The organism is Blautia sp. LMAG:89, assembly GCF_008679485.1.
In the GTDB taxonomy this organism is placed as follows: Bacteria; Bacillota; Clostridia; order Lachnospirales; family Lachnospiraceae; genus Blautia_A; species Blautia_A fusiformis.
In genome coordinates, this window is sequence record NZ_NANC01000012.1 from 72,838 (window position 1) to 96,988 (window position 24,151).

24 protein-coding genes and 1 pseudogene are annotated in these 24,151 nt (G+C 42.7%); 3 read left to right on the forward strand and 22 right to left on the reverse strand.

All coding sequences use genetic code 11. The annotated features are described in order from the left end of the window. The first annotated feature begins 20 nt into the window (after positions 1-20). Positions 21-1,082, forward strand: coding sequence for a tyrosine-type recombinase/integrase (locus CCC70_RS13465; RefSeq protein WP_287085049.1), 1,062 nt, complete (start codon positions 21-23; stop codon positions 1,080-1,082). A 222-nt stretch (positions 1,083-1,304) separates the two neighbouring features. On the opposite strand, the gene CCC70_RS13470 is transcribed toward CCC70_RS13465, so the two are convergent. The 9 genes and pseudogenes from CCC70_RS13470 to CCC70_RS16595 form a co-directional block, all read right to left on the reverse strand. Continuing rightward, positions 1,305-1,562: a hypothetical protein gene (locus CCC70_RS13470; RefSeq protein WP_092070005.1), complete on the reverse strand. Its 258-nt coding sequence runs from the start codon at positions 1,560-1,562 to the stop codon at positions 1,305-1,307. Positions 1,563-1,721: 159 nt separating this feature from the next. Continuing rightward, on the reverse strand, positions 1,722-2,552 hold the full coding sequence (gene rhaD, locus CCC70_RS13475) for a rhamnulose-1-phosphate aldolase (protein ID WP_287085050.1): 831 nt from the start codon (positions 2,550-2,552) through the stop codon (positions 1,722-1,724). 391 nt (positions 2,553-2,943) lie between these two features. Next, the gene (cyaB, locus tag CCC70_RS13480; RefSeq protein WP_173732724.1) at positions 2,944-3,516 is read right to left on the reverse strand and encodes a class IV adenylate cyclase; all 573 of its coding nucleotides are present in this window, start codon (positions 3,514-3,516) and stop codon (positions 2,944-2,946) included. A 4-nt stretch (positions 3,517-3,520) separates the two neighbouring features. Next, the gene (locus tag CCC70_RS13485; protein WP_287085051.1) at positions 3,521-3,868 is read right to left on the reverse strand and encodes a molecular chaperone Hsp90; all 348 of its coding nucleotides are present in this window, start codon (positions 3,866-3,868) and stop codon (positions 3,521-3,523) included. Positions 3,869-4,042: 174 nt separating this feature from the next. Then, positions 4,043-4,915, reverse strand: a complete 873-nt coding sequence (locus tag CCC70_RS13490; protein WP_092070011.1) for a DegV family protein — start codon at positions 4,913-4,915, stop codon at positions 4,043-4,045. A gap of 23 nt (positions 4,916-4,938) precedes the next feature. Next, positions 4,939-5,580 carry a GNAT family N-acetyltransferase gene (locus tag CCC70_RS13495; protein WP_186582308.1) on the reverse strand — a complete coding sequence of 214 codons (642 nt, stop codon included), beginning with the start codon at positions 5,578-5,580 and terminating at the stop codon, positions 4,939-4,941. A gap of 199 nt (positions 5,581-5,779) precedes the next feature. Further along, positions 5,780-6,790, reverse strand: a complete 1,011-nt coding sequence (locus CCC70_RS13500; RefSeq protein WP_287085052.1) for a HAMP domain-containing sensor histidine kinase — start codon at positions 6,788-6,790, stop codon at positions 5,780-5,782. Next, positions 6,787-7,458 (reverse strand): response regulator transcription factor, encoded by a 672-nt coding sequence (locus CCC70_RS13505; protein WP_059085856.1) that lies wholly within the window; start codon positions 7,456-7,458, stop codon positions 6,787-6,789. The genes CCC70_RS13500 and CCC70_RS13505 overlap by 4 nt, the downstream gene beginning before the upstream one ends. 10 nt (positions 7,459-7,468) lie before the next feature. Next, positions 7,469-7,654, reverse strand: a pseudogene (locus CCC70_RS16595) (purine permease); the annotation flags it as partial. Positions 7,655-7,964: 310 nt separating this feature from the next. Here CCC70_RS16595 and CCC70_RS13515 point away from each other — a divergent pair. Next, positions 7,965-9,347 carry a citrate/2-methylcitrate synthase gene (locus CCC70_RS13515; RefSeq protein WP_287082792.1) on the forward strand — a complete coding sequence of 461 codons (1,383 nt, stop codon included), beginning with the start codon at positions 7,965-7,967 and terminating at the stop codon, positions 9,345-9,347. Between the two features lie 233 nt (positions 9,348-9,580). Here CCC70_RS13515 and CCC70_RS13520 read toward each other — a convergent pair whose 3' ends face one another. The 6 genes from CCC70_RS13520 to CCC70_RS13545 all read right to left on the reverse strand — a co-directional run bounded on the left by CCC70_RS13520 (position 9,581) and on the right by CCC70_RS13545 (position 15,590). Then, a complete protein-coding gene (locus CCC70_RS13520; RefSeq protein WP_287085053.1) occupies positions 9,581-11,329 on the reverse strand; it encodes an alpha-amylase family glycosyl hydrolase in 1,749 nt (582 codons plus the stop codon). Positions 11,330-11,503: 174 nt separating this feature from the next. Beyond that, a complete protein-coding gene (locus CCC70_RS13525) occupies positions 11,504-11,734 on the reverse strand; it encodes a hypothetical protein (RefSeq protein ID WP_015525138.1) in 231 nt (76 codons plus the stop codon). 75 nt (positions 11,735-11,809) lie between these two features. Then, positions 11,810-13,042 carry an MYG1 family protein gene (locus CCC70_RS13530; RefSeq protein ID WP_287085054.1) on the reverse strand — a complete coding sequence of 411 codons (1,233 nt, stop codon included), beginning with the start codon at positions 13,040-13,042 and terminating at the stop codon, positions 11,810-11,812. Between the two features lie 167 nt (positions 13,043-13,209). After that, positions 13,210-13,629, reverse strand: a complete 420-nt coding sequence (locus CCC70_RS13535) for a hypothetical protein (RefSeq protein WP_021652042.1) — start codon at positions 13,627-13,629, stop codon at positions 13,210-13,212. A 128-nt stretch (positions 13,630-13,757) separates the two neighbouring features. Further along, positions 13,758-14,999 carry a DNA polymerase Y family protein gene (locus tag CCC70_RS13540; protein ID WP_287085055.1) on the reverse strand — a complete coding sequence of 414 codons (1,242 nt, stop codon included), beginning with the start codon at positions 14,997-14,999 and terminating at the stop codon, positions 13,758-13,760. Positions 15,000-15,041: 42 nt separating this feature from the next. Further along, a complete protein-coding gene (locus CCC70_RS13545) occupies positions 15,042-15,590 on the reverse strand; it encodes a hypothetical protein (RefSeq protein ID WP_021652040.1) in 549 nt (182 codons plus the stop codon). Between the two features lie 195 nt (positions 15,591-15,785). On the opposite strand from CCC70_RS13545, the gene CCC70_RS13550 reads away from it, so the two are divergent. Further along, positions 15,786-16,298, forward strand: coding sequence for a hypothetical protein (locus tag CCC70_RS13550; protein WP_021652038.1), 513 nt, complete (start codon positions 15,786-15,788; stop codon positions 16,296-16,298). Between the two features lie 76 nt (positions 16,299-16,374). Here the strand turns inward: CCC70_RS13550 and CCC70_RS13555 are convergent, their stop codons facing one another. Genes CCC70_RS13555 through mreC form a run of 7 tightly spaced genes read right to left on the reverse strand, consistent with a single transcriptional unit; the run spans position 16,375 to position 24,143 of the window. Continuing rightward, on the reverse strand, positions 16,375-17,541 hold the full coding sequence (locus tag CCC70_RS13555) for a D-alanyl-D-alanine carboxypeptidase family protein (protein WP_287082797.1): 1,167 nt from the start codon (positions 17,539-17,541) through the stop codon (positions 16,375-16,377). Next, complete coding sequence (locus CCC70_RS13560) at positions 17,538-18,713, reverse strand: FtsW/RodA/SpoVE family cell cycle protein (RefSeq protein ID WP_015525128.1); 1,176 nt, start codon at positions 18,711-18,713, stop codon at positions 17,538-17,540. The genes CCC70_RS13555 and CCC70_RS13560 overlap by 4 nt, the downstream gene beginning before the upstream one ends. A gap of 3 nt (positions 18,714-18,716) precedes the next feature. Next, positions 18,717-18,956 (reverse strand): cell division topological specificity factor MinE, encoded by a 240-nt coding sequence (gene minE / locus CCC70_RS13565; RefSeq protein WP_015525127.1) that lies wholly within the window; start codon positions 18,954-18,956, stop codon positions 18,717-18,719. Positions 18,957-19,001: 45 nt separating this feature from the next. Then, the gene (gene minD / locus CCC70_RS13570) at positions 19,002-19,790 is read right to left on the reverse strand and encodes a septum site-determining protein MinD (protein ID WP_015525126.1); all 789 of its coding nucleotides are present in this window, start codon (positions 19,788-19,790) and stop codon (positions 19,002-19,004) included. A gap of 57 nt (positions 19,791-19,847) precedes the next feature. Beyond that, positions 19,848-22,745: a penicillin-binding transpeptidase domain-containing protein gene (locus tag CCC70_RS13575; RefSeq protein ID WP_287085056.1), complete on the reverse strand. Its 2,898-nt coding sequence runs from the start codon at positions 22,743-22,745 to the stop codon at positions 19,848-19,850. Beyond that, positions 22,730-23,257, reverse strand: coding sequence for a rod shape-determining protein MreD (gene mreD, locus CCC70_RS13580; RefSeq protein ID WP_021652034.1), 528 nt, complete (start codon positions 23,255-23,257; stop codon positions 22,730-22,732). The genes CCC70_RS13575 and mreD overlap by 16 nt, the downstream gene beginning before the upstream one ends. Further along, positions 23,247-24,143, reverse strand: a complete 897-nt coding sequence (gene mreC, locus CCC70_RS13585) for a rod shape-determining protein MreC (RefSeq protein WP_015525123.1) — start codon at positions 24,141-24,143, stop codon at positions 23,247-23,249. The genes mreD and mreC overlap by 11 nt, the downstream gene beginning before the upstream one ends. Between the last annotated feature and the right edge of the window lie 8 nt (positions 24,144-24,151).

The window sequence follows — 24,151 nt, forward strand, 5'->3', positions numbered from 1 at the left end:
TTATATATTAAGGAGTTTTTATGGATAACAAAATTACTTACCACGAACAAAATGACATTGACAATACTTTAAAACTCCGTGAGGTTTTAAAAACGCTTCCGCCATTTTGCAGGGATTATTTCCGGGCTATCGATGCAACGACTACAACCAAGACTAGAATTTCCTATGCATATGATATTCGTATATTTTTTCAGTTTCTGTTAGATCAGAATCCAATGTTTAAAGACAAAACTATGTCGGATTTTACAATTGATGTTCTGGATCAGATCAAAGCTGTTGATCTTGAGGAATATGAAGAATTTCTCAAAGTTTATAAATCCGCTGACTCTTCCAAAACGGAAACAAATGGTGAACGTGGCGTCAAACGTAAAATTTCTGCTTTAAGAAGTTTTTATGCTTACTATTATAAACATGAAATGATCACCACCAACCCGTCTGTTCTGATCGATGTGCCCAAGATCCATGATAAGAATATTATCCGTCTGGATACAGATGAGGTTGCCATGCTGTTGGATTATATTGAGAACTGCGGAGATACGCTGACCGGGCAGAAACGGATGTACCATGAAAAAACGAAGGACAGAGATCTTGCTATTGTTACTCTCCTTCTTGGTACCGGGATCCGAGTATCGGAATGTGTCGGACTGGATGTTGAGGATGTAGACTTCAAAAACAATGGAATCAAAGTTACCCGGAAAGGCGGAAATGAAATGGTTGTATACTTTGGTCCTGAAGTAGAAAAAGCGTTGAAGAAATATCTGGAAATCAGGGAGAATATTACGCCTCTGGCAGGCCATGAGCACGCTCTCTTCTATTCTACCCAACGCCGCCGGATCGGTGTTCAGGCTATCGAGAATCTGGTCAAAAAATATGCCAGGGAGATCACAACTACAAAAAAGATCACCCCGCATAAGCTTCGCAGCACCTATGGTACTGCCCTGTACCAGGAAACCGGTGATATTTACCTTGTAGCAGATGTTTTAGGACATAAGGATGTCAATACTACCAAGAAGCATTATGCTGCTCTGGATGATGCCAGACGGCGTCAGGCGGCCAAGGCAGTACGTCTCCGCGAGGACTGATGAATAATGGGACTGCGGAGCAACTGATTCGTTTGACATGTATTGTATATAAATATAGAGACAGTTAGTTCACATAATATAAATTATGTAAATCAACTGCCTCTACATATTTAATCAGATCAAGAAAATCTCAAATTCCCTGTAGGGTTCAAAAAAACTTTAAGCAGTGGTTGTGGACATCTGTGTTATATCCATGACCCAAAATCAAAATCCGTACTTAACTTATTTGTCAAAATCTGTCTCGAATACACCCTCCGGAGTACGCATGGTAAGAACACCCAGATTAAATTCACTGTCCATAATTGAGATATGATATTCAAAGATCACATCATCATCAAATTTGGAAAGCAGCACATAGCTTCCATTCTCTTTCCCATCAATCTGATCGCAGATGTCGTCGTAAACTTCCTCTCCGGAAATCTTTCGCGGGTATCCGCTTGCCTTGATCTTCTCTTCGATCGCTTTATATAATTCTTCCATACCTTATCCATATCCTTTCTGATATTAATTTGCTGATAAACCAGATATGTTTTTATCATACCAGATTTATCGGCAAAAATCAGCAAATATTTGGTTGTTTCTGATAAAGTTTCAGATAGGAGTACAGTTATATAATATAAAACTGTGTAGCCGAAGAATTTATTTTTTCTCGTAGAGGAATTCTTCCGGCAGAGTTACTTTGAAATCTTTTGCAAGAGCACGGAAGTCATTTGGTGTGATGGTCTGCAGTTTCTGCGGAGCCATGGATAAGATCTTAACCAGGATCTCTGCAGATTTTTCAACGGTATGAAGAAGTCCGAAGGTCAGGTCAAAATCCTCGCCTGAGCAGAACATACCATGATGCGCCCAGATAACAACATCATATTTTTTCATCAGTTCAGCGGTTTTGATCGCGATTTCTCTTCCACCTGGAACCATCCATCCGATGACACCTACACCATCCGGGAATACTACCGGACACTCAGTTGCGGATTCCCAGAGTTCACGGGTAAATACCTTGTCATCCAGGGGAAGAACAAAGGTAAGTGCAATGGTATTGGTGGTATGTGCATGGTAAATAACACGATGTTTACCGTTGGTAAGTTTTTTCTTTACTTCATGGTTCATCAGATGAGTTGGAAGCTCACTGGTCGGACGACCGCCTTCCACAAGACCCCAGCGGATACGGTAGTTGGTTCCTGTTTCGTCAAGCTCAATGATCGCAAGACATACTTCCGGATCAACGATGATATTACGGAAATATTTACCGCTTCCTGTTACCAGAAAAAATTCGCCTGCCAGTCCCGGAACCTCAACACCGATAGGGGTCCATTCTCCAGGTGCGTTCAGTCGTGGACGGATCATCTCTACTTCTTCTGCTTTCAGACGATAGCTTAAGTTTCCGCCGTTTCTTTCATGCCATCCCTGCTGATATCCATCATCTGCCATTTTGATAAAGCCCTGTACGAATTTAGATTCAAGAATTTTCATAATATATTCCCTCCGTGTTTAAATGTGGTTTATTGTTGGGTTTGCGATTGCTTCAATATGTTTTCTTGTTGTTTGTGACTTTATTATATGCCCGATTGTGTGGATTTGTAAAGGGCTTTTTTGAAAAAATATCAATAAATCCACATATAAAATGCAAAAAAATCTTGTAAACATTCAATAAACCACATAAAAATAAACATAAAGCAACAAAAAGCACGAGTGGTCAATAGTAATGACATGTACATTGAATGTGGTTTGATGTTGCTTTGTGATGTGGGATTTATAGTATGGTAGATAAACTTGGAATGCCGAAGAATTGTAAGAAAAGAAAAAACAGGAACATTTCCGTATTCTGTACCTTAGATACTCACACGAAAATATTCCTGCTGGTTTAAAAAAGATTTTTATTTAATTTTTTCGGAAGCATACTGAGATAAGAAGTCTGTACAGTGTCCGACATGTGATATCCCAATATGGCAAGCAGATCTTCCATTTTGGATAAAATTTCTTTCCGCTCACTTTCCTGCTCTGCGATCACCTCAAGCTCCAGAAAGTCTCCAAGTCCCTCTACCTGATCCAGACAGGCGGTAAATCTGCCACATTTCATATACTTTCGCGTTTTCATGACAGACGCTACCGGAGAAAAATCCAAATGGATGAGAATATTTTTAAGCACTTCTGCATCGGATACTTCTGTTTCCAGTTCCATTCGGGACATGGAGATTTTATCTAGTTTGGGTCCCTTAAAATTAATCTGAGTCTTAGAAATACCGGATCTGCAGTCTGTGCTTGTTCGGATACGCAGTGCTTCATCACGTTTTTTTACATCATGATAGACACTGTTAAAATAGGTATCTTTTTCCTGGATTTGTGCTGTCTCCTGAAATCCCTGATCTGTCAGAAATTTCAGGGTTTCCTTAAGATTCTTTAATGGAAGCTTGATCTCAATTTCAAACTGGGCCATGTGATTACTTCAGAATTTCTGCTTTTTTGTTCAGAAGTGCTTCGCAGGCTGCACATGCTGGGCAGTCACAGTATTTTGCACCGGAAGCTTTGATCTCCTCAGCGTGAGCCAGGATCTTTTTTGCGTCATCTGCGCCAAATACCTGTGCGCCCATGTCAGAACCTGCAAAAGAGATCAGTCCGTCGATGGGCATGATATCTGCTTCCAGCTCTTTTACGTAAGCAGTTGCCGCATCTGCTTCTTTCTCAGTTCCTGCCGCATCCAGATAATTCTGTGCCGCTTCTTTTACTTTTTTGCATGCAGATGGTGCCTGAAGAAGATCCTGTGTTAATTCTTTAATTGTTTTTGCCATGATAATTTCTCCCTTCTGATCATAGCACTCCCAGAAATTACTGCATCAAGTTCAGCTGTGCAGAACATGAATGGTTGGAAGTGCTATAATAACAGATAAAATCTGCCTGTTATGTATTGATAACAATATCATACCACAACCCTGGATTATTTGCAGAAAATATTGAGACGTTTTTTATAAAGGCATGCAGGAACATCCGATTCCCAGTCCGTCCGGGCCAATATGGCAGGAAAGTCCAAGGGAAAGATCATCACACATCACATCCATTCCCGGAAAACTTTCCCGGATCTGTGAGATCCAGTCTGCGGTAACTTCCGCAGTGCTGCTGGAGGCAGCCATAAGATATACTTTTCCGGCATCATATTCTTTTTTGAAAGTTGTTTCTAATTCTCTGTGCATAGCATCGATCATGGCTTTTCTTGATTTTTTCATGCCTCTGCATTTCTGGAAAACATCCAGTTTACCGGTTCCAAATTTCATAACCGGTTTGATATTGAGAAGATTTGCGGCCAGTGCTGTGGTGGTATTGATACGGCCTCCCTTTTTCAGATATTCCAGTGTGCTTAATCCGACATAGATCACGGTTTTTTCACGGGAAGCTTCCAGAATATCCTTGATCTGCGGTGCTGTATATCCATCTTCCACCAGGTCTATCGCATCCAGAATGGAACGGTGAAGGGGTGTGGAAACACGCCCGTTATCTACCACAAACACTTTGTTTTCGTATTTTGGTTCCTGAGACAAGGCGGCAGCAGTCATGCAGGAACCGCTTAAACTACTGCTCAACGGAATGTAGAGGATCTGATCATAAGATAAAAGCATTTCGTCCCACATTTCCATAACTTCCTGTGGGGAAGGCTGTGAAGTTGAAACATCTGCTCCTTCACGCAGCTTCTCATAAAATCCTGTTCTGGAAAAATCCAGGTCTTCATGAAACAGTTCTCCATTCAGATAAAAAGGCATGGGAAGGACATGAATATCCAGTTCCTCTGCTTCTTGTTTTAAAATGCCACTGTGGCTGTCAGCCATGATTCCAATTTTTTTCATTTTCCATTTATCTCCTGCGTAATTTATGAATGTGTTTCGCAATGCGGTTCTTTTTTATAAAGAGCTACACTTTCCCGGAAGCGTTTTTTGTTCAGCTCCCGCATCTGGGAAACCTCGTTTTTCTTTACGAAACCATGACTTTCCATAAAGGTTCTTTGATCCAGCTGGTCCATATATATGGAATAATCCGTATCCTTCTCTGTTGAAATCTGTTTGAGAAGCCCGGTACCGATTCCGTTTCTGCGGTAATCTTTGCTTACATAAAGAAAGAGGATATTTCCGGGAGTCGGTTTCTCCGGGGAAACAGTCAATTGTTTTTTCATATCCTGAAGTTTGTTAAAATGCTCCAGATTCTTCCGGCCTTCCTTAGTAAACTTCAGGCGCAGGAAATGATAGCCTTTTTTCAAACGGAAAATCGGGGCAAAATGGCCATGAGATTCTTTACCGGTAATGAGCACCCCAACTACCTGATCACGGTAGGTTGCCACGGTAACGCTATCTCTGTATATCATATAGGTGTAAAAGAAAAGTCTGGTCAGACGTTTTTCGGTATGTGTTTCCTCAAACTCCCAGCGGTCTTTATAATTTCTTCGGATAAATTCCCGGATCATTGAAAAATCTTCCTTTTCTGCTTTCCGGTAGGCAGGTGCTTTTTTTAATAACATATTCCATATCTCCTGTATTTTTTCATAAATAACTATCCTATACTTTAAAAGATGATCTGCAACTTAACATCAACTGTTTCTCAACAATTGTTGAAGTTTATGAAAAAGTTTATATAAAATAAAAAACAACGGAAGAACCTCATGAAAAATAAGGTGTCCGCTGTTTTTTGGTTTTATGGATATGTGTAAAATATTTGTTTTACAGTATAACAGTAAAACGACAGCCGCTTCCGGGAATATTTTCCACGGAAACGGTTCCCATACACAGGTTCAGGATCTGTTTTACAAGGGCAAGTCCAAGACCGTTTCCCTCCTGTTTATGGGAACTGTCGCCCTGGTAAAATTTGTCAAAGATATGTTTCATGGAGTATTCACTGATCTGGGGACCTTCGTTTTCTATAGAAAAACGGATCTTTTCTCCTTCCGGCATCATCCGGATATAGATCGTACCACCACAGGGACTGAATTTGATAGCATTGGAAAGCAGATTGTCCCATACATGACAGATGAGATTTTCGTTTCCAAGATACTCCACATCCATCATGTCCACATCAAATTCAATTTCTTTTTCTGACCATTTCGGTTCCATCATAACAATGGATTGTCGGATCTGCTCATCCAGACGGTACCAGTTCTGACGGGTCTGGATCGACTGGTGTTCGATCTTGGACAGCAGCAGGATATTTCCTGCCAGGTGGGAAAGCCTTCTGGTGTTAAAAAGGATTTTGCTGATGTACTGCTCCTGCTCTTCTGATATAGGCATGTCATCATCCTGCAGCAGAGTTGCATAACCCTCAATAGCACTGATGGGAGTTTTGAATTCGTGGGAAACATTGGAAACAAAGTCTGTCTGCAGAATCTCCGTTGCTTCCAGTTCCTGGACCATCAGGTTGAAATTAGAATAAATATCCCGGATTTCCTTCATTTGCTTTTCCGTTTCCAGTCGGACGGAAAAATCGCCTTCAGCAACCTGTTGCATGGCTTTTTTCAGCTTTAGTACAGGACCGAAATACCGGATACTGAGAAAGTTGTTAAGGACACCCCCTGCGGTCACGCTGGCCAGGATGATCCATACAATGTTCGGAACAGCTGAAATATGCAGTACATCCATAACAAGCCAGGATATCAGAGATACACAGACAAGCTCCAACATGATCATAAAGATAAAACGTAAACGAATGCTTAAATTTATGAAGAGTTTCTTTTTCATGCCTTTACCACCTTATATCCAACTCCACGGATCGTCACGATCTTAAAATCCGGATTATCGCGAAAGCGTTCCCGAAGCCTTCCAATGTGGACATCTACTGTGTGGGCATCGCTTGCGGAATCATATCCCCAGATATCATCCATAAGCTGTTGCCGGGTAAAGATTTTTCCCGGAAAAGAAACCATCTTATATAAGAGCATGAATTCTTTCTGAGGAAGTACCATACTTTCCGAGGAGGTGGAGACCGTCAGGGAATCGCACTCCAAAATGGTATCTCCGATTCGCTGTTTCCGCTCATTGATCATCTGTGCTCTGCGGAGAAGTGCACCTACCCGCAAAACCAGTTCATTGATATTGACCGGTTTCACCATATAATCATCGGTACCGGACAGAAATCCCATACGCATATCATCAAAAGCATCTTTGGCAGTGACCATAAGTACAGGAATGGAATCTCCGGCATCTCTGAGTGAGCGGACCAGTTCATAGCCATCCATGTTGGGCATCATTATGTCCGAAATGATCAGATCGTAATAATCTTTTTCCAGGGCATCCAGCGCTTCCTGCCCGTCAGAGACCCCTTTTACTGTATAACCGTTTTTTAAGAGGACATGCCGGAAAAGCTGGCGGAGTTCCAGGTCATCTTCCGCAATGAGAATTTTAAACATTTTTACATCCCTATTCCTTGATCTTTTCAATGTCCATGTTTTCAGGCAGGATACAGCTTAAAACAATGGATATGATAAATACAACAGCAACTATATTTTGCGCAAAAACGGACTGTATGATCGACGGGAAAATATCCCAGATCCCGCTCTCACTTGCTGTGGTGAATCCGATTCCGACAGCAAGTGAAAGAGATAGGCGGCAGCAGTCCGATGTGAAACAAACTACTATTATAAGAAAAATTACGGAATAATCATAACATAGATTCGTTGTGGAAACCAGACGGATTTTGATGAATAAATGTAATAATAGATGAATTAGGTCATATTATGAATATTTATACACGAAAAAAAGAAATACCCTCTTGCATTTTCGAAACTTTTACTGTAGAATTATTAACCAGGTAAACACAAATGTATGCCATACCCGAACACTGATTACAAAGATGTAACCAATCTTAACTGTATCAGTGTTTTTTAATATACAATGGGGAAACGAGGAAAAAATTATGGAAAAAAAGCATGAAATGATGAGTCTGGAGGACTCCGAACAGCTGAAAGGCAGAATGAAATTCTTTGAAAAGGAACTGGTAGAGAATCATCACATCGATCCCAACCTTTATGTGGAATACGATGTAAAAAGAGGACTTCGTGATTCCGCAGGTAAAGGTGTTCTCACAGGGCTTACTGAGATTTCCGATGTTACCGGCTATAAGCTGGTCAATGGCAGACGTATTCCTGCAGACGGTGCATTGTATTACCGGGGAATCGATGTGCAGGATATCGTAAACGGACTGAAGGACAGACGTTTTGGTTTTGAGGAGACGATCTATCTTCTGATTTTCGGTAAGCTTCCCAGCAAGGAAGAGCTTTCCAGATTTCTTGAGCTTCTTTCTGACATGGAGGATCTGGGAGGACGTTTTGTCCGTGACGTTGTCATGAAGGGAACCAATGCCAATATTATGAATGCTATGGAGCGCTGCGTACTTGCTCTCTATACATATGATGATAACCCGGAAGATATTTCTGTGGAGAATGTACTCCGCCAGTCTCTGGAACTGATCGCTAAGCTTCCTGAAATCGCGGTTTACTCCTATCACGCATACCGTCATTTCCGTAAAGACGAGACACTTTTTATCCGCAATCCGCAGAAGGGGCTTTCACTTGCCGAGAATATCCTTCTGATGCTTCGTCCGGACGGCAATTATACAGAGCTTGAGGCCAAGGTCCTTGATATCGCACTTGTACTTCATGCAGAGCACGGCGGTGGTAATAACTCTACTTTTACCACACATGTAGTAACATCTTCCGGAACAGACAGCTACTCTTCTACCTCTGCATCCATCGGTTCACTGAAGGGACCGCGTCATGGTGGTGCCAACCTGAAGGTCCAGAACATGTTTACAGATCTGAAGGCCAATGTAAAGGACTGGGAAAGTGATGAGGAGATCACAGCATATCTGCAGAAAATACTGAATAAAGAAGCATTTGATCATGCAGGTCTGATCTATGGTATGGGACATGCAGTTTATACACTCTCCGATCCGCGAGAAGTGATCCTGAAACGTTTTGCACAGGCTCTTGCAGAGGAAAAAGGAATGATGGATGAATTTAAGCTCTATGATAAGGTTGAGGGTATTGCCGGAAAACTGGTCATGGAACACAGAAAGCTGTTCAAAAATGTTTGCGCAAATGTTGACTTCTACAGTGGCTTCGTTTACTCAATGCTTGGTATTCCGGAAGAACTTTTTACTCCGATCTTTGCCATCGCACGTATGCCTGGCTGGAGTGCACATCGTCTGGAAGAGCTGATCAGTGCCAATAAGATCATCCGTCCTGCTTATAAGTATGTGGGGCATCATGCAGATTTTGTACCTTTTGATGAGAGATAATAAACAGAATGATAAAAGCAGTGGGGATTTCTGATCTATTTAAGTTGGAAATCTCTGCTGTTTTTTTATTCTCTTAATTTATTCTCTTAAATTACAGAATAACAGGATCATAACGTTACATAATATATATTATGTGAAGTCAATATCTTTTTTTACAAAAAAACAAGGCTTACCGCATAAGATATGATCGGATTGCCTTGTTTTTTATGGAATCTTACTTTATTATTTTTTTCCTATCGGAAACTCTTCAGCCAGTTTACAAGAGAATCATGCCAGATGTTGTCGTATACGGTTTTTTTCATCTGATCGTCTACAGGGCCGTTTCCTGCCATTTTTGCAAGGATAGCAGCCTGAAGTTCGCCTACTGTCATTTCTTCCGGTGTTTTGTGCGGATTTGGCGCAGTGACTGTTTCCTGTGGATTGGAGGATTCTGCTTCAGGAGTTGACGGAATATCCTCTGAGTTTGCTGTATTGTCAGAAGCTTTATCTGTATTTTCAGCGTTTGAAACTTCTTTTTCCGGGGCAGCTTCTGTTACAGTGCTGTTTTCAGCCGCCTGCTCCTCTTCTGCCTCAGATGCAGCGTTTTCGTTCTCTTTTGTTGCGGCAGTTTCCGGAACATTAGTCTGAACCGGCTTATATTCCGGCATATCTCCTGCAGGAAGCCAGATCTCACCGCTGTTTGCTGCAACACGGACACGGATCCGTCCGCCCTGTGCGGAAACCTTCTGACCTGTGAGGGCACCTACGTATTCCGGAGCACTTCCTGTTGGAAGGTTCATCTCTGAATCACTGTCATCATTATTCACAGTAACGATCACTCGTATGCCTTCCAGATCTCTTGCAAAGGCAAACTGACGGTTTGTAAGAGCCAGTTCTGCATAGGAACCGTAGCTTAATGCAGGAGTTCCCTGGCGGACCTTTCCGAGGGCTGTGATCAGTGCAGTACATGGGTTCTTTGTTGCAGCATCCGCATAATCGTTAAGATCAAGTGCCGGACGTAAGCTGGCATCGGAAAATTTTTCTTTTTTTCCGTCAATACCAAATTCTGAGCCGTAATAAATGCTTGGAACGCCAGGTAAAGTATAAAGAAGTACATGTACAGGAGCAAAATGTGCTTTGTTCTGCAATTTGGTATGAATTCGCTCTACGTCATGGTTGTCCACGAAATTGTAGAGGTCCAGATCTCCCATATTCTGAAGATATTTTACTGTATGAGCGATTTCAAAATAGTTGTGGTCATTATGTCCGCTGTAAAGTGCCTTGTGAAGGGCATAGTTAGTTACACTGTGAAGAGTCTGTCCGTTTACCCAGCGGCTGTAATCTCCGTGAATGACCTCTCCCATAAGCCAGAAGTCTTTCTTAACCTCATCTGCGGTATGACGTAGAATACGCATGAAATCAAAATCCAGAACATCAGCGGCATCCAGGCGGATTCCATCAATATCAAATTCGGAAACCCAGAAACGGATCACATCACAGATATAGTTCTGTACTTCCGGATTGCGCTGGTTCAGCTTTACAAGAAGATTGTATCCACCCCAGTTTTCATAGGAAAAACCGTCATTATATTCGGTATTTCCGCCGAAATTTACATTACAGTACCAGTTAACGTAAGGGGAATGCTCACGGTTTTTCTGGATATCCTTAAAAGCGAAGAAATCACGGCCTGTATGGTTGAATACACCATCAAAGATCACGCGGATGCCTTTTTCATGGCAGGCTTTTACAAAATTGGTGAGATCTTTATTGGTTCCAAGACGGGAATCCAGTTTTTTGTAATCGGTTGTCTCATAGCCATGTCCGACACTTTCAAAAAGCGGCCCTATATATAAGGCAGTACATCCGATCTCTTTGATGTGGTCGATCCACGGCAGCAGTGTGTTCAGTCGATGTACAGGAGTTCCGTAATCATTTTCTTTTGGAGCGCCTGTAAGTCCAAGTGGATAAATATGGTAGAAGATTGCTTCGTTGTACCAGCTCATAATATTACACCTCTGTTCTAAAAATTTGCAATTTCCTGATAATTAGAGAAATTACACAAATATCTTCTCTATAATACCAGATTCCTATAATATAATCCAGAATAAATCAGCCAGTTTTTCAGCGAAAAATCCGGCATATTGCTAATTGCCGGATCTTACCTGATGGACATATGTTTATTCGTCAAATTCTGCAGTAACTATAAAGCCGCGTGGCGTATGCTCAATGCTTTTGATGATGCCCTCTTTGGATCTGATGCGGTCTGCATTTCTGTAACAGCCAGACATGGCTACTGCAGGCTCAATGATATAGCTGTAGTTCGTGGCAGAGAGAAATTCGGAGATCTTTACTTTATCTCCCACCTGTATCAGCCCCTGTCTTTCCATTTTAAATTTTTCTTCTCGCATAAACATGCCTTCTTTCTGTATAAATACGCAATGTGAATATATCTGTAAATACAATTAATTACATGTTTAAGATCTTTAAGAACCGGATGGGATCCGTACCAGAAGCTTCTGTCCGTCTTTTTCTACTGCTGTAAGAACGGGAATATGTTTTTTTCGCAGAGCATGAACGATGGGATACAGGGAAAACATGGCATTATCTGCAAAAACTGCTTCCGGTTTGCAGCGGAGGATTTCTTTAATCCTGTCTTTTATAAAGCTTTTCCATTCTGTCTTTTCCATGGAGAGTTCTCCGTAGATTCCGTTCAGAGTCAGCTCCGGTAATTGGGGAACCGGCAGATGTACGATCCTGGCAGAAGAAAGATCCGGAAGCTTTTGAAGCAGCATGTCTGTTTCTTTATTTCCGCCAAGGCTTACGATCACAGCTTCTTCATGGAAGGCGGCAAGACTGCTCCTGCAGGCAAGAACAGAATCCTCAAGGGTTCCGCAGGTCATGAGAAATCCTCCTTTATGACAAAAGGCTGCACTTTTAAGACCGGTTACCAAAGATAACTCCTCGCCTTCCAGGCCAAGCCAGGAAGAAGGAAAACTGCATTTGTAATTCATGGAATATTCTTTTTTCTGTGGCTGGATACAGTAACCGCCCCGGTTGGACGGAAAGATCACAAAAGCAATGTTGGTTTCCGAAAGGCGTTTTTGGCAGGGAATAAATTCCGGAAGTATAAGGATATTGGTATTTTCTGCCGGGGTATCGCCCGAAGCGAGGGAAGCAGCATGTTCTGTAAGAACTTCTTCCACCCGTCTGTCTGCACGTTCATTTCCAAGGTAACGCTCGAATTTATTTTCCAGGATCATGCCTGCCACACTGACTGCCTGGAAAAAGGCTTCGTCATTACTGCTTTTGGAATCCCATCCCGGATTAAAATTGCCGATCAGTGTGGCAAGTTCATTTTTTTCACCGGTATTATCATTGATATCCAGAGGCTGGACAAAGGATTCATCGAATTTTAGTGCCAGTTCCTCACCTAGGATTTCCGGTCCAAGCTTCTCCCAGAGAAGGCCGAAGGCCGCATATGGAACGCCATTATCGCGGATACGGCTGTCTTTCTGATGATGATCATACTGTCCTCTGCCAATATCAAAAACAAGACCTTCATAGTTTTCAGGAACCTGGTTTCCACGTGTGATGGTGATCTCGGGATTCAGATATAAAAGCAGAGCGGCAGAAAAAACATCGTCTGCGTGAAATTTCCCGCTGTGGGTGAATGCGGATGCATTTTTTTGTTTGATTTTTTCCAGTAAATGATTCATATGAAACGCTCCTGTGTGTTTATTCTGCTCTTCAGTATACCACAGAAATGAAGAATAAACAAAATTTCCTACAGTTAAAAAGGAATCCGTCCTGAAGACAGATTCCTTTAAAAATTTACGTTCTTTTATGCTTTATGTACAAAATAGGACGTTCATATTCAATTTTATTATAATGCGCAGATAATTTTATCCTGATATGCTTCCGGAACTTCTTCTTTATCCAGAGACATACTGATAATAAAGGAAACTTTGAAGGTTTCACCGATGGCACTTAACTGATCCAGTGTTTCGGTTGCATCCTTTCCTTCAAGCTTGGCTGTTGTAAGGAAGCTGTCCAGATATACCTGCTCCAGATCATGATCCTGAGAGAGGATACCACAGATAAATCCTACAAATTCGTCCGCATTTTTAACCGGAAATCCGGAAACATCGATAAGGCGGACCTTGTTGTTCAGCTCATACATGTGCTTGGTGCTCTTGTCTAAGTAAACAATACTGCCGTTGGCGTCCTTAACAGCTCCGTTTACTTTGTCTAACAGTACTTTTGTTTTTCCTTTGCCTTTCTTTCCTACGATCAGTTCAACCATCCTGTTTTCCTCCTTAGACACATATAATAATTTTGAATAAAATTGCTATTGATATGCTTCAAATTATAGTGCATTGTGAATAAAATTGCAAGGGCTTTTTGAAAAAAACTGGTAATTTTAATCAGGCTTTACTGCTCTCTTTCATTTTCCATTTGTGCTTTTGCTTTCCTTCCGATCCGGGCAGTGCTGTTCATGATACTGGCCCGGGTAACCTTGTCGTTTCCGTACTTCAGACGGATGGAATCCAGTGCTGCATCCAGTTTCTGCTGGCGTTCCTTCTTGTGAGTATCCTCAAAAAAGGACAGCTGTTCAAAGGAATCATCCGTAAGACCGGTCAGTGATACTCCCAGGAGCCGGAGTGGCTGTCTCATCCAGGACTCCTGAAAGAGGTTTTGGGCATTTCTGTAAATCTCTTCTGTGATATCGGTGGCATTTGGCAGTTTAGTCTGATGAGATTTGTTTCGAAAATCCAGGGTACGGAAGGTTACAGAAATGCAGGTGCATTTTTTCTTTTTGCGGCGCATGCGGGCGGCCAGAATATCGCATTGTTCCAGCAGGATCGGAAGTGCCTGCTCCAGTGAGACCAGATCATCGTTAAATGTAGTTTCCAGACTGAATCCTTTTGCTTCATCAGGTTTTGCTTTCACAGGGGAGTCATCAAGGCCACGGGCATACTGATATAACTGCTGTCCTGCTTTTTCACCGAGAAGTGCCTGTATCTTTGCTTTTTTTTCATGAGCCAGATCGCCTATGGTTCTGATCCCTGCGTCCTGCAGCTTTTTTTCAGAGGATCTGCCAAGAAAAAGAAGCTCTCTCACTGGAAGAGGCCACATTTTTACAGGGATTTCTTCCGGAAATAAAGTATGCACCTTATCTGGCTTTTCGAAATCAGAGGCCATTTTTGCAAGAAGTTTATTGGTGGAAATGCCGATATTTACGGTAAAGCCGAGTTCTGTACGGATCTTATCCTTCAGCTCATGGGCAGTTGCCACCGAATCCGGGTAAATATAGGAGGTTCCGGTCATATCCAGAAAAACCTCATCAATGGAAAAGGATTCCATTACCGGTGCATAGGATCCACAGATTTTTTTGAAGGCTCTGGAACATTTATCGTATAATTCAAAGTCAGATGGAACGGCCACAAGATTCGGACATTTGCGAAAAGCCATAGCCATAGGCTCTCCTGTCTGGATTCCGTATTTTTTTGCAGGAATGGACTTGGCGACAACGATGCCGGTACGTTTACTGGGGTCTCCGCCAATACAGGAAGGGATGTCTCTCAGATCCGGAAGTCCCATCTTTACTCTTTTTGCTGCTTCCCAGGAAAGAAAAGCACTGTTTACATCAACATGAAAAATCAATCGTTCCATATAGGGTTCTTCTTTCAATTGTATAAAGTGTGTCTGTTATATCTATTTACAGATTTTTGCAGACAGCTGATCAAAAAGGTTCCGATATTCCTCTTCTACCTGTGAAAAAGGGTATTGCCGGTATTGGATCGGAACATGGACAACCGGTTTTGGAGTGTCCGGTGTTTCATTCAGAAGATATTTCAGGTCATACCAGAGCAGGTCATTGTCGATCTCCTTCAGCTTCTGCTCTTCTATGGCAGAAAGTCCGGATCCCAGATATTTCTGATAGATAATGTTTAAAAGAGCTTCCTCCTGTTTCCGATACGCAGGAAGACTTTTCTTAAATGGTCTTGGAACATCGGACATATAACATTCGCTGGCATCGTGAAGAAGGGACGCCAGTATAAGACGGCCGGAATAGCCACGTGCTTCGGCTTCTTTGGCACAGAGGATGCAGTGCTGCCCTACAGAGAAAAAAGTCCTTACATGACCATTTCCGCGGCATAGAAGAGAAAGTGCGTGTGCAATGTCCTCAATGCAGATCAGCTCTTCGTCCGGATGTGTCGGATCAAAATGTTTTCCAGTGTATGTGGTAATGCAGTCGCCCATAAAATGTTACGCCTTTCTTTAAGCTTATGAATAAATATGATTATTTATTATAAACACCCAGAGGAAGTGTGTCTATATGATCGCGAAATAAATTTCGGGAACTGTTACAGAAAAACAAAAGAAATACATGGCTGTTTTACAAAAATGAGTGATTCTGTGCTATAATACAAAAAAACGACAGGGAGATCATCAGCGATGAAACATATGGAAGAAATGAAGATTGCCGGATTAGCCATGGCATTATGTATCGTGATGCTGGGAATCTATATCGTCGTCCCAAAGGATGGAACGGTTTCTCATCTTACTGCTATTCCGGATAATAATGCGGCGGAGCCTGTTACAGATTCTACATCAGAGGGAACTGCTGATGCGGATTTTCCAATCTATACAGAGGACAGCTACAGCAGTGAGCCCGAGAGTTCTGACGATACTGGGGACGGAGATTCCTACACGGAAGAGCCGACTTATGATCCAGGTGATAATTCTTACGACGGCAATACGGATAGTGAAGCCAATGGAGCAGATACTTCAGATACATCTTCAGATGGAACCGGTGAAGACGCAGGCAATTATGAAGATCCGGACAGTGGCTCCGGTGAAGTGGTCGATGACAATGATTCCAGTGGTACTTCGGATACGGATCTTGATAGCAGTGAGACCGATGATACCGGCAGTGATGGCACCGATGATACAGTAGAAATTAACTGAATGTAAAAAAAAGAATAAAAAAGCAGATCTGCGAAATAAAATTTCAAACAGATCTGCTTTTTTGTATGGAATCCTGTCAGTTGATGTTCTGGAGCAAGGATGTCATTTCCTGATAAAGAACATCCTTTGAGGACGCACCCATGACGATGGAAATAAATGGCTTCCCATAAGCATTCTGGCTTAAAAGTGCCAGACAGTTACCGGCTTTATCGGTTGTTCCTGTTTTTCCTCCAAGGATAGTGACATCCTTAGGAGTTGCTGCCTCTCCGGTAAGATAATGATCTGTAGCGGGTAAGGTAGCACTTGCATCGGAGCCATCGGAATGCTTATAGCTAACTGTATAAGATGCCATTTGTGTGATGTCTGTAAACTCCGGATAATTCAAGGCTTCTTTCAGCATCAGATAAATGTCATAAGGCGTTGTATAATGATTTTCGTCCTGAAGACCATGGGGATTGGTAAAGTGAGTTCCTGTACAGCCAAGTTCTGCAGCAAAGCTGTTCATCATCTCTACAAATTTATCTGTTGATCCACCTATATGTTCCGCAATGGCAGATGCTGCATCATTGGCAGAATAAACAAGAAGACAATGAAGAAGCTGATCCATGGTAACCTGATCTCCCGCCTGGAAACCAGCTACCTGAGAACCGGATTCCAGGGTAACATTCTCCTGTGAGATCGTTACTGTATCGTCCATGTTTCCATATTTCAGTGCAAGCATAGCTGTCATGATCTTTGTGATGCTGGCAGGATAAACCTTGTTGTAGGCACCTTTTGCATAGAGTACCTTTTTATCACTGAGATTCAGAAGCACACCGGACTGGCTGTCATCCAGACTGACAGAATCCAGAGCAACATCTTTTGTAACAACACAGAGATCATGGGCGAAACCTGCCGCGCGCTGCTCTTCTTTGGAAGTCAGAGTATTATCAAACTCGGAGAATGCATTGAAAGAATTTGCAGGAGTGGAAAAATCTCCGCCCTTCAGCATGTAAACACCCAAACCGCCAGCTGTGCATAGTACGATCAGCAGAAGAAGGAGAAAAATGGTGTTGCGGATCCTTTTGCGACGCATCCGTTTCATCCGGGTATTTTGAGCTTTACGTCTGGCAGAAACAGTTCCGTCAGACGGCGTGGAAGTTCTTTTTGTCCCCTTGGAAGCTGTATGTGCAGCCCGGGAAGCCTGACCTCTGGAAGGATTGCCAGAACGTACATGATTTTTTACAGGTTCTTTACGTGTCATAAGTATTCCTCTTTCCGAAAGTAGGTATCCGATTTCTGACCTTTTTTCTGTAATTCTTTATTATATGCACTGCTCTGCAGTCCTACATTGAGAACAAGTCCCATACCCATAAACAGACTGATCAGAGAAGTAAGACCATAGCTTACAAAAGGAAGCGGAGTACCTGTGTTTGGTGCAAGGCCGGTAGCAACACAGATGTTGATGAAGCTCTGTATGGAAACAATGCTTCCAACACCGCAGCATATGATCTTACCGGCAAGATCCTTGGCCCGCAGGCTCATACGGATACATTCAAAGGTGATCAGAAACAGCAGCAGTACGATCAGAGTACAGCCGATAAATCCGTACTGCTCTCCAGCCACCGCAAAAATAAAGTCGGTCTGATTCTCAGAAACAAAGTTTCCATCATTTACGGATGTAACACTGGTGTCATTACTGAAAGCACGTCCCACAAGCTCTCCGGAGGCGATGGCTGTTTTTGAGTTGTTCTGCTGTTCAATATCATCTGCGTATTCTTCGTTCTCCGGATACAGGAATGACATGATACGGTTTCTCTGGTAATCCTGTATCAGTTTCTGATCCGGCTGCACGATAATGGACAGAAAGATGATGGCCAGAGGAATCGCGATCAAGGCTACACCTCCGATGATCTTATAACTAAGTCCTGCGATGTAGATCAGAATACAGAACAGGACTGTTACGGTGATGGTGTTTTTCATATCCGGCTGTACATAGATCAGCATCAGTGGGATGACCAGAAGGACAGCTGATTGTATCAGAGTCTTTAAGGTATTCAGATCTTCCTCATGATCCATAAAAAATTTGGCAAAAAACAGGATAATGATGATCTTTGAAAGCTCGGTAGGCTGGAAACGGATAAAACCTAAATCTACCCATCTGGCAGCACCATTGGCGCTGGATCCGAAGAACCGGACAGCCAGAAGCATAACGATATTAAATCCATACATGATCCATTGAAAATTCAGCAGCCAGGAATAATCCATCAGTGAAAGGATCAGCATAAAGACCACACCGATGATCACACCCAGAAGCTGACGTGTGCGAAGGTAGTCGGCAGCTGTTCCTACAAGCTGAATTCCAATAAAGCTGATCGCCAGGAGAAAGATCACCAGTCGAAAATTGTAAAACCGCAGCTTATACTGTTTAATCATAAATTATGCATCTCTTTTCTTAAGTACGGGTATGACTGCATGCAGAACAGGTGGTTCCTGTGTGATCTGTATGGTCACCCCTGGTTCATCAATTACAACGTATTTTTTTACGGCATGTATCAGATCGTTCCGTAAAAGCTTCATCATCTGTGGAGAACAGTCTATGCGTTCCGATACAAGAAGAAGCTTCATCCTGTCGCGTGCATAGCCTGCAGAGTGGTTTTTCCCGGAGAAAAATCCCATAATCATTCCTCCTGTGATGAAAAATGTCAGACAGCAAAGCGTCTGTTATTTTCGAAAAATGCTGCCAAGACGGTGGAATACACCATTTTTTCGACGCACAGTAACATAAGGGACCTCTTCGCCCATAAGCCTCCGGCAGATATTGCGATACTCTTCTTCTGCCTGGGAATTTTTTCCGGATAAAGGTTCTCCCTGATTTGTGGAGATCACGATCTGTTCATCATCCAGGATCGCACCGATCAGATCTACAGCCAGGATTTCCAACACATCTTCTACGGACATCATATCACCTCTGGCGATCATTTCCGGTCGAAGCCGGTTGATGATCAGCCGGATATCCCGGAGCCCTCCGGACTCCAGCAACCCGATGATACGGTCTGCATCCCGGATCGCGGAAACTTCCGGTGTGGTCACGACCAGTGCACGGTCCGCTCCAGCTACTGCATTTTTGAATCCCTGTTCAATTCCTGCCGGACAATCCAGAAGGACATAATCGAATTCTTCCCGGAGATCATCGGTAAGCTTGATCATCTGTTCCGGAGATACGGCAGTTTTGTCCTTGGTCTGGGCAGACGGAAGAAGATACAGTTCTGAATGCCGACGATCCCGGATCAGTGCCTGTTTCAGGCGGCAGCTCCCATTGATCACATCAACCAGATTATAAACAATACGGTTCTCCAGTCCCATGACAACATCCAGATTTCGGAGTCCGATATCGGTATCTACAACAGCAACCCTTTTTCCCATGGCAGCCAGTCCGGTCCCGATATTTGCCACGGTGGTGGTTTTTCCAACACCGCCTTTTCCAGATGTAATGACAATGACTTCACTCATGTTTTCTGATTCCTCCTATAAAATGTTCCACACTTCTGGTATCCTCATAAAGTTTGTTTAGTCATTCGATACATTACTGGTATCGCTTGCTGCATAGCCAGTGAGAATGGTGCTTTCATCTGCAAGTCCGAAAATGTATTTAAAGATATCATTAGCGGCAAGGCAGGCATTACCGGATGCATATCCGTTTGCGATTCGTACAGATATTGCGTACTTGGGATCAGAAACAGGCGCATATCCGATAAAAAGTGCATTGTTCGGATGATAATAATCAATCTCGGCAGTACCGGTTTTTCCTGCTACTTCAACTCCAAGTCCGTTAAACTGATCATGAGTCTGCACTACACGATACATACCGTCATGGATGGCATCCCAGATATTGCTGGAAAGATCCAACTGTCCAGCTGTTTTGGAAGGATATTCCTTTATAAGTTTTCCTTTGGAATCCGTCACACGGTCCAGAAGGGAAAGCTTGTAGATCGTACCGGAAGTGGCGATCGTTGACGCATAGCGTGCAAGCTGGCTGGTCGTAAACGTATTGGTACCCTGTCCAATATAGGAAGGAACCGCGTTTTTGTCAGAAACCTGCGGAGAAGCCTCGGAAATTTCAATGCCGGTTTTCTGATCCAATCCCATGAGGGAAGCATATTTCTGAAGCATTCCAAGACTTCTGGCTTCAGAAAAATTACCTTCGGAATCTTTACCAAGTTCGAAACCGATCGTAGTGAAAAATACGTTACAGGACTGCTCAATGGCCTCACGGATATCAAGAGAACCGTGGCCCTGTTTATTCCAGCAGTTGATCGGAGGTGTTACAAGGTCAAAGCTTCCTGTACATTCAATATATGTGCCATCATCTATTACGCCCTCGGACATGCCGGCAACAGTAGATAAGATCTTTAAGGTAGATCCTGGAGCCGTCTTCTGCTGTGTTGCCTTGTTGAAGAACGGGCTGGAAAGATCTGTGGAAAGCTTTGCATAATAATCGGTGTCCATATTGTTGGTCAGACGATTATTATCATATCCCGGATAGGAAACACATGCGAGAACATTTCCGGTTGTAGTATCTGTGATCACCGCAGATGCAGAGCACGGAGCCAACGCAAGCTGGGCCGGTGTGATCTCAAGATTTGCGATCTTGCGATACATGAAGGTGTAGGCATCAAGACCACCGGAGGCCATTGTCTGATACAGTTCGTCTTCTTTTGAAAGAACGCCCTGTTCATAGAGAACAAGACACAGATCTTCTCCACTGATGGTGTCTTCCTGAAGCATATATTTATACAGAAGCTTTGAAAAGCCTGTATCTGTCTTCAGGTAATCAATGATATAGGCGGTAAGAGCCTGATAGATCTCTTCAGAATCCAGATATTCTCCGGAGGTTGAGATCTGGGAAATATCGATCCAGTTCTGACTGGCAGCATAGTTCAGATAATCCTTCAGACTGATACTCTGGTCATTTTTCCAGGCTTTGTATGTTTCATCTGAGGTATCAATGGAATCACTTTTCAGTACCTTCAGGGTATTGGTAAGAAGATCATCACAGATATAGGTAAGATATTCCTGCATCTGCGTATCTTCATCCTTATAGGCTGGAGGATTGTCACCTGTCAGCCTGTTACTTATTGTATCAAAAACCTGTTGCTGTTTTTGCTGAAATTTGGCGTATAAATTTTTTTCTGTATCGGAAGCATCTGCATCGCTGAATTTATTGATATCGATCACACTGTTTGCGATCAGTGCATTGTATACATCATAGATTGGGATGGTGATCTTACTTGCATCTTTCTCTGCTTCATAATCAAAGCTTTTATTTGGTGTCAGTTTAGAGAGGACAATACCGGCAACACGCTGTTCCAGGATCTGGTAAATACTCTTCTGCCAGTCGGAATCAATAGTCAGATAAACATCGTTTCCGGCCACAGGATCAACAGTTTTGGAATTGTCGATATCAAGGACTTTACCAAGATTATCAACTGTGACCGTTTCTTCTCCATCTTTTCCCTGAAGTTCAAGCTCCATATACTGTTCGATCCCGGCTTTTCCAACAACCGCATCATTGGAATAATCAGGATTATCCTTACGAAGGGTTTCCAGTTCTTCAGAAGAGGCCTGGCCTGTGTAACCGAGGATCGGCGCCATACTCTCATCGTCCACATATTTTCTGGTGGAATCTTCTACAATGTCAATACCCTGGAGAGCGGCCTGATTTTCTTTTATGGCTGCCACAGATTTTTCACTGACATTTGTTGCAATGGTCACCGGCATATATTTCTTGAAACTGTTGGTGTTCAGCTGATAGCGCATGATCGCAATTTCGAGGATTTCCTGTTTGGTAAGCTCTTCCGGAAGAGAATGTGCGGCAAGTTCTTCCGGGGTGTAGGCATCTTTTCCGTAAAGAACGATAGAAAATCCGCTGCTTCCGGTAAGATGATCCATGATCTGGGCTGCGGTTGCGTTTTTCTGCTCATCACTGAGATCATCAATCTGTGCTTCTCCGTAAATATCCGCACGGAAACGGTTAAGAGTAAATCCTTCATCTACATCAAAAGCATAATCTCCATGATCATTGACGGTAATATGAAAATTATCAGATAAGCTGTCCCCGTTTTTGGAAAGAATCTGTAATACCTGATAGGCGATACCGTTCAGAGTCAGATTCTTTTCTCTGGTGCTGTTGTATGTACCGCTATCTTCGAATGTGACAGAATATGCAAGTACATTGGAGGCGACAACTGTGCCGTTACGGTCATAAATATTACCACGGGTGCTTTTGATCACGCGTGTTTTGGTGGTACGAGTCTGAAATTTACTGATGTAATCCTCTCCCTGTATGATCTGCAGACTGAAAAGCTGCCGGACCAGAACAGATGACAGAAAAATAAATACGATCACAAGAACTGTAGTACGTTTCAGACGGATTTTTTTGATGATTTTTTTTATTTTAATTCCCAAATAGACTCACTTTCTTTCCTTACAGTATCCATTAAGTGGTAGTTGATCCAGTAAAATACCCGGTATACGATGATGGTAAGAAAAACCGTATATACAATCTCGGGGATAATGATCCTGTATATGTAGGTCCAGAATCCAAGACGGCCTCTGAGCAGAAACTGGAGGCCATACACAGCCAGATTATAAAGAAGATCTGTTCCTGCTACAAGAAAAAGCGGAACTTTCAGATCATCATCATAAAAACTGCGGAATGCATAGCCGCTGATAAAACCTATATACATATAGATCAGTGCATAAAATCCAAACAATGATCCATAAAAGAGATCGACAAAAAGCCCGGAAAAAAATCCAGTCCACAGACCAACTTTTCTTCCACGCATAAGTCCCATGGATACACACAGGATCAAAAGCAGATTTGGAGTGATGGATCCAATGGAAATACGGTCCATTACTGTGCACTGAAGGAGAAAACAGACAATGATAGTGATAAATAATATAATCCTATTTTTCATTGGACGCATCCTCCGATTTGTCTATCGCGTCCTGTTTATTGGTGGTGATCACAAATACATCTTTCAGATGACCGAAATCAACCGGTGTAACGATCGTACCTGTTTTTGTCAGGTTATTGGGATCCTGTTGGATCTCACTGACATAACCAATAAACAGTCCTTCCACATATTTTTCACTGATATTTGATGTGACAATACGTTCTCCGACTGTTACCTTGTTATCCTGATCGTAAAGCTGCTCAAAGCTTAATTTACCTTCATCGATCAGTTTCAGATCTCCGGTGACAACGCAGTTGTCAGAGGTACTGACTGCCATAGCACTGACATTGCTGCTGTCATCGATGATGGAACGGACAGTAGCCCAGGAGGGCCCCACTTCTGTGACGATACCCACAAGACCCTTTCCGGCGATCACGTTGTTATCAACCCGGATCCCGTTATTACTGCCTTTGTTGATCATAAAGGTATCATACCAGTTTCCGGGATCTTTGGAGATTATCCTTGCGGCAACCTTGGGATAGTCGGTATATTCCTGATCAAGATCGTAAAGTTCCTTCAGGCGTGTGAGCTCTGTCTGGTCCTGGATCAGGATGTTATTTTGCTCCGTAAGACTGTTGATCTGACTTTTCAGCTCTTCGTTTTCCTGAAGCACGTCCTGTTTGTCACGAAGATTGTTTTTTACATTTCCAAATATATCGCTGACACCGGCGATCCCCTTTTCAAAGGGAACGATAAGAAAACCGGCGGCCTCCTGAAGTGGTGCGGAAGAGGTTCCGGAGGCTGCTGTGGCTACAATGCAGCTTCCACAGAAAAGTGTCATGATTACCAGAAGATGTTTACTTTTTAAATTAAAATGAAAACGCACTTTTTTTCGGATGTTTTTCATTATATATG

Excerpts from the sequence above, each read along its gene's own strand:
- mreD (WP_021652034.1), bottom strand. The coding sequence starts at position 23,257 with ATGAAAAATAGGATTATATTATTTATCACTATCATTGTCTGTTTTCTC.
- CCC70_RS13465 (WP_287085049.1), top strand. The coding sequence starts at position 21 with ATGGATAACAAAATTACTTACCACGAACAAAATGACATTGACAATACT.
- CCC70_RS13530 (WP_287085054.1), bottom strand. The coding sequence starts at position 13,042 with ATGAATCATTTACTGGAAAAAATCAAACAAAAAAATGCATCCGCATTC.
- CCC70_RS13485 (WP_287085051.1), bottom strand. The coding sequence starts at position 3,868 with ATGGCAAAAACAATTAAAGAATTAACACAGGATCTTCTTCAGGCACCA.
- cyaB (WP_173732724.1), bottom strand. The coding sequence starts at position 3,516 with ATGGCCCAGTTTGAAATTGAGATCAAGCTTCCATTAAAGAATCTTAAG.
- minE (WP_015525127.1), bottom strand. The coding sequence starts at position 18,956 with ATGGGATTTTTCTCCGGGAAAAACCACTCTGCAGGCTATGCACGCGAC.
- CCC70_RS13560 (WP_015525128.1), bottom strand. The coding sequence starts at position 18,713 with ATGATTAAACAGTATAAGCTGCGGTTTTACAATTTTCGACTGGTGATC.
- mreC (WP_015525123.1), bottom strand. The coding sequence starts at position 24,143 with ATGAAAAACATCCGAAAAAAAGTGCGTTTTCATTTTAATTTAAAAAGT.
- CCC70_RS13555 (WP_287082797.1), bottom strand. The coding sequence starts at position 17,541 with ATGACACGTAAAGAACCTGTAAAAAATCATGTACGTTCTGGCAATCCT.
- CCC70_RS13515 (WP_287082792.1), top strand. The coding sequence starts at position 7,965 with ATGGAAAAAAAGCATGAAATGATGAGTCTGGAGGACTCCGAACAGCTG.
- CCC70_RS13550 (WP_021652038.1), top strand. The coding sequence starts at position 15,786 with ATGAAACATATGGAAGAAATGAAGATTGCCGGATTAGCCATGGCATTA.
- CCC70_RS13495 (WP_186582308.1), bottom strand. The coding sequence starts at position 5,580 with ATGTTATTAAAAAAAGCACCTGCCTACCGGAAAGCAGAAAAGGAAGAT.
- CCC70_RS13540 (WP_287085055.1), bottom strand. The coding sequence starts at position 14,999 with ATGGAACGATTGATTTTTCATGTTGATGTAAACAGTGCTTTTCTTTCC.
- CCC70_RS13490 (WP_092070011.1), bottom strand. The coding sequence starts at position 4,915 with ATGAAAAAAATTGGAATCATGGCTGACAGCCACAGTGGCATTTTAAAA.
- CCC70_RS13535 (WP_021652042.1), bottom strand. The coding sequence starts at position 13,629 with ATGGTTGAACTGATCGTAGGAAAGAAAGGCAAAGGAAAAACAAAAGTA.
- rhaD (WP_287085050.1), bottom strand. The coding sequence starts at position 2,552 with ATGAAAATTCTTGAATCTAAATTCGTACAGGGCTTTATCAAAATGGCA.
- CCC70_RS13500 (WP_287085052.1), bottom strand. The coding sequence starts at position 6,790 with ATGAAAAAGAAACTCTTCATAAATTTAAGCATTCGTTTACGTTTTATC.
- minD (WP_015525126.1), bottom strand. The coding sequence starts at position 19,790 with ATGAGTGAAGTCATTGTCATTACATCTGGAAAAGGCGGTGTTGGAAAA.
- CCC70_RS13505 (WP_059085856.1), bottom strand. The coding sequence starts at position 7,458 with ATGTTTAAAATTCTCATTGCGGAAGATGACCTGGAACTCCGCCAGCTT.
- CCC70_RS13470 (WP_092070005.1), bottom strand. The coding sequence starts at position 1,562 with ATGGAAGAATTATATAAAGCGATCGAAGAGAAGATCAAGGCAAGCGGA.
- CCC70_RS13525 (WP_015525138.1), bottom strand. The coding sequence starts at position 11,734 with ATGCGAGAAGAAAAATTTAAAATGGAAAGACAGGGGCTGATACAGGTG.
- CCC70_RS13520 (WP_287085053.1), bottom strand. The coding sequence starts at position 11,329 with ATGAGCTGGTACAACGAAGCAATCTTCTACCATATTTATCCACTTGGA.
- CCC70_RS13545 (WP_021652040.1), bottom strand. The coding sequence starts at position 15,590 with ATGGGCGACTGCATTACCACATACACTGGAAAACATTTTGATCCGACA.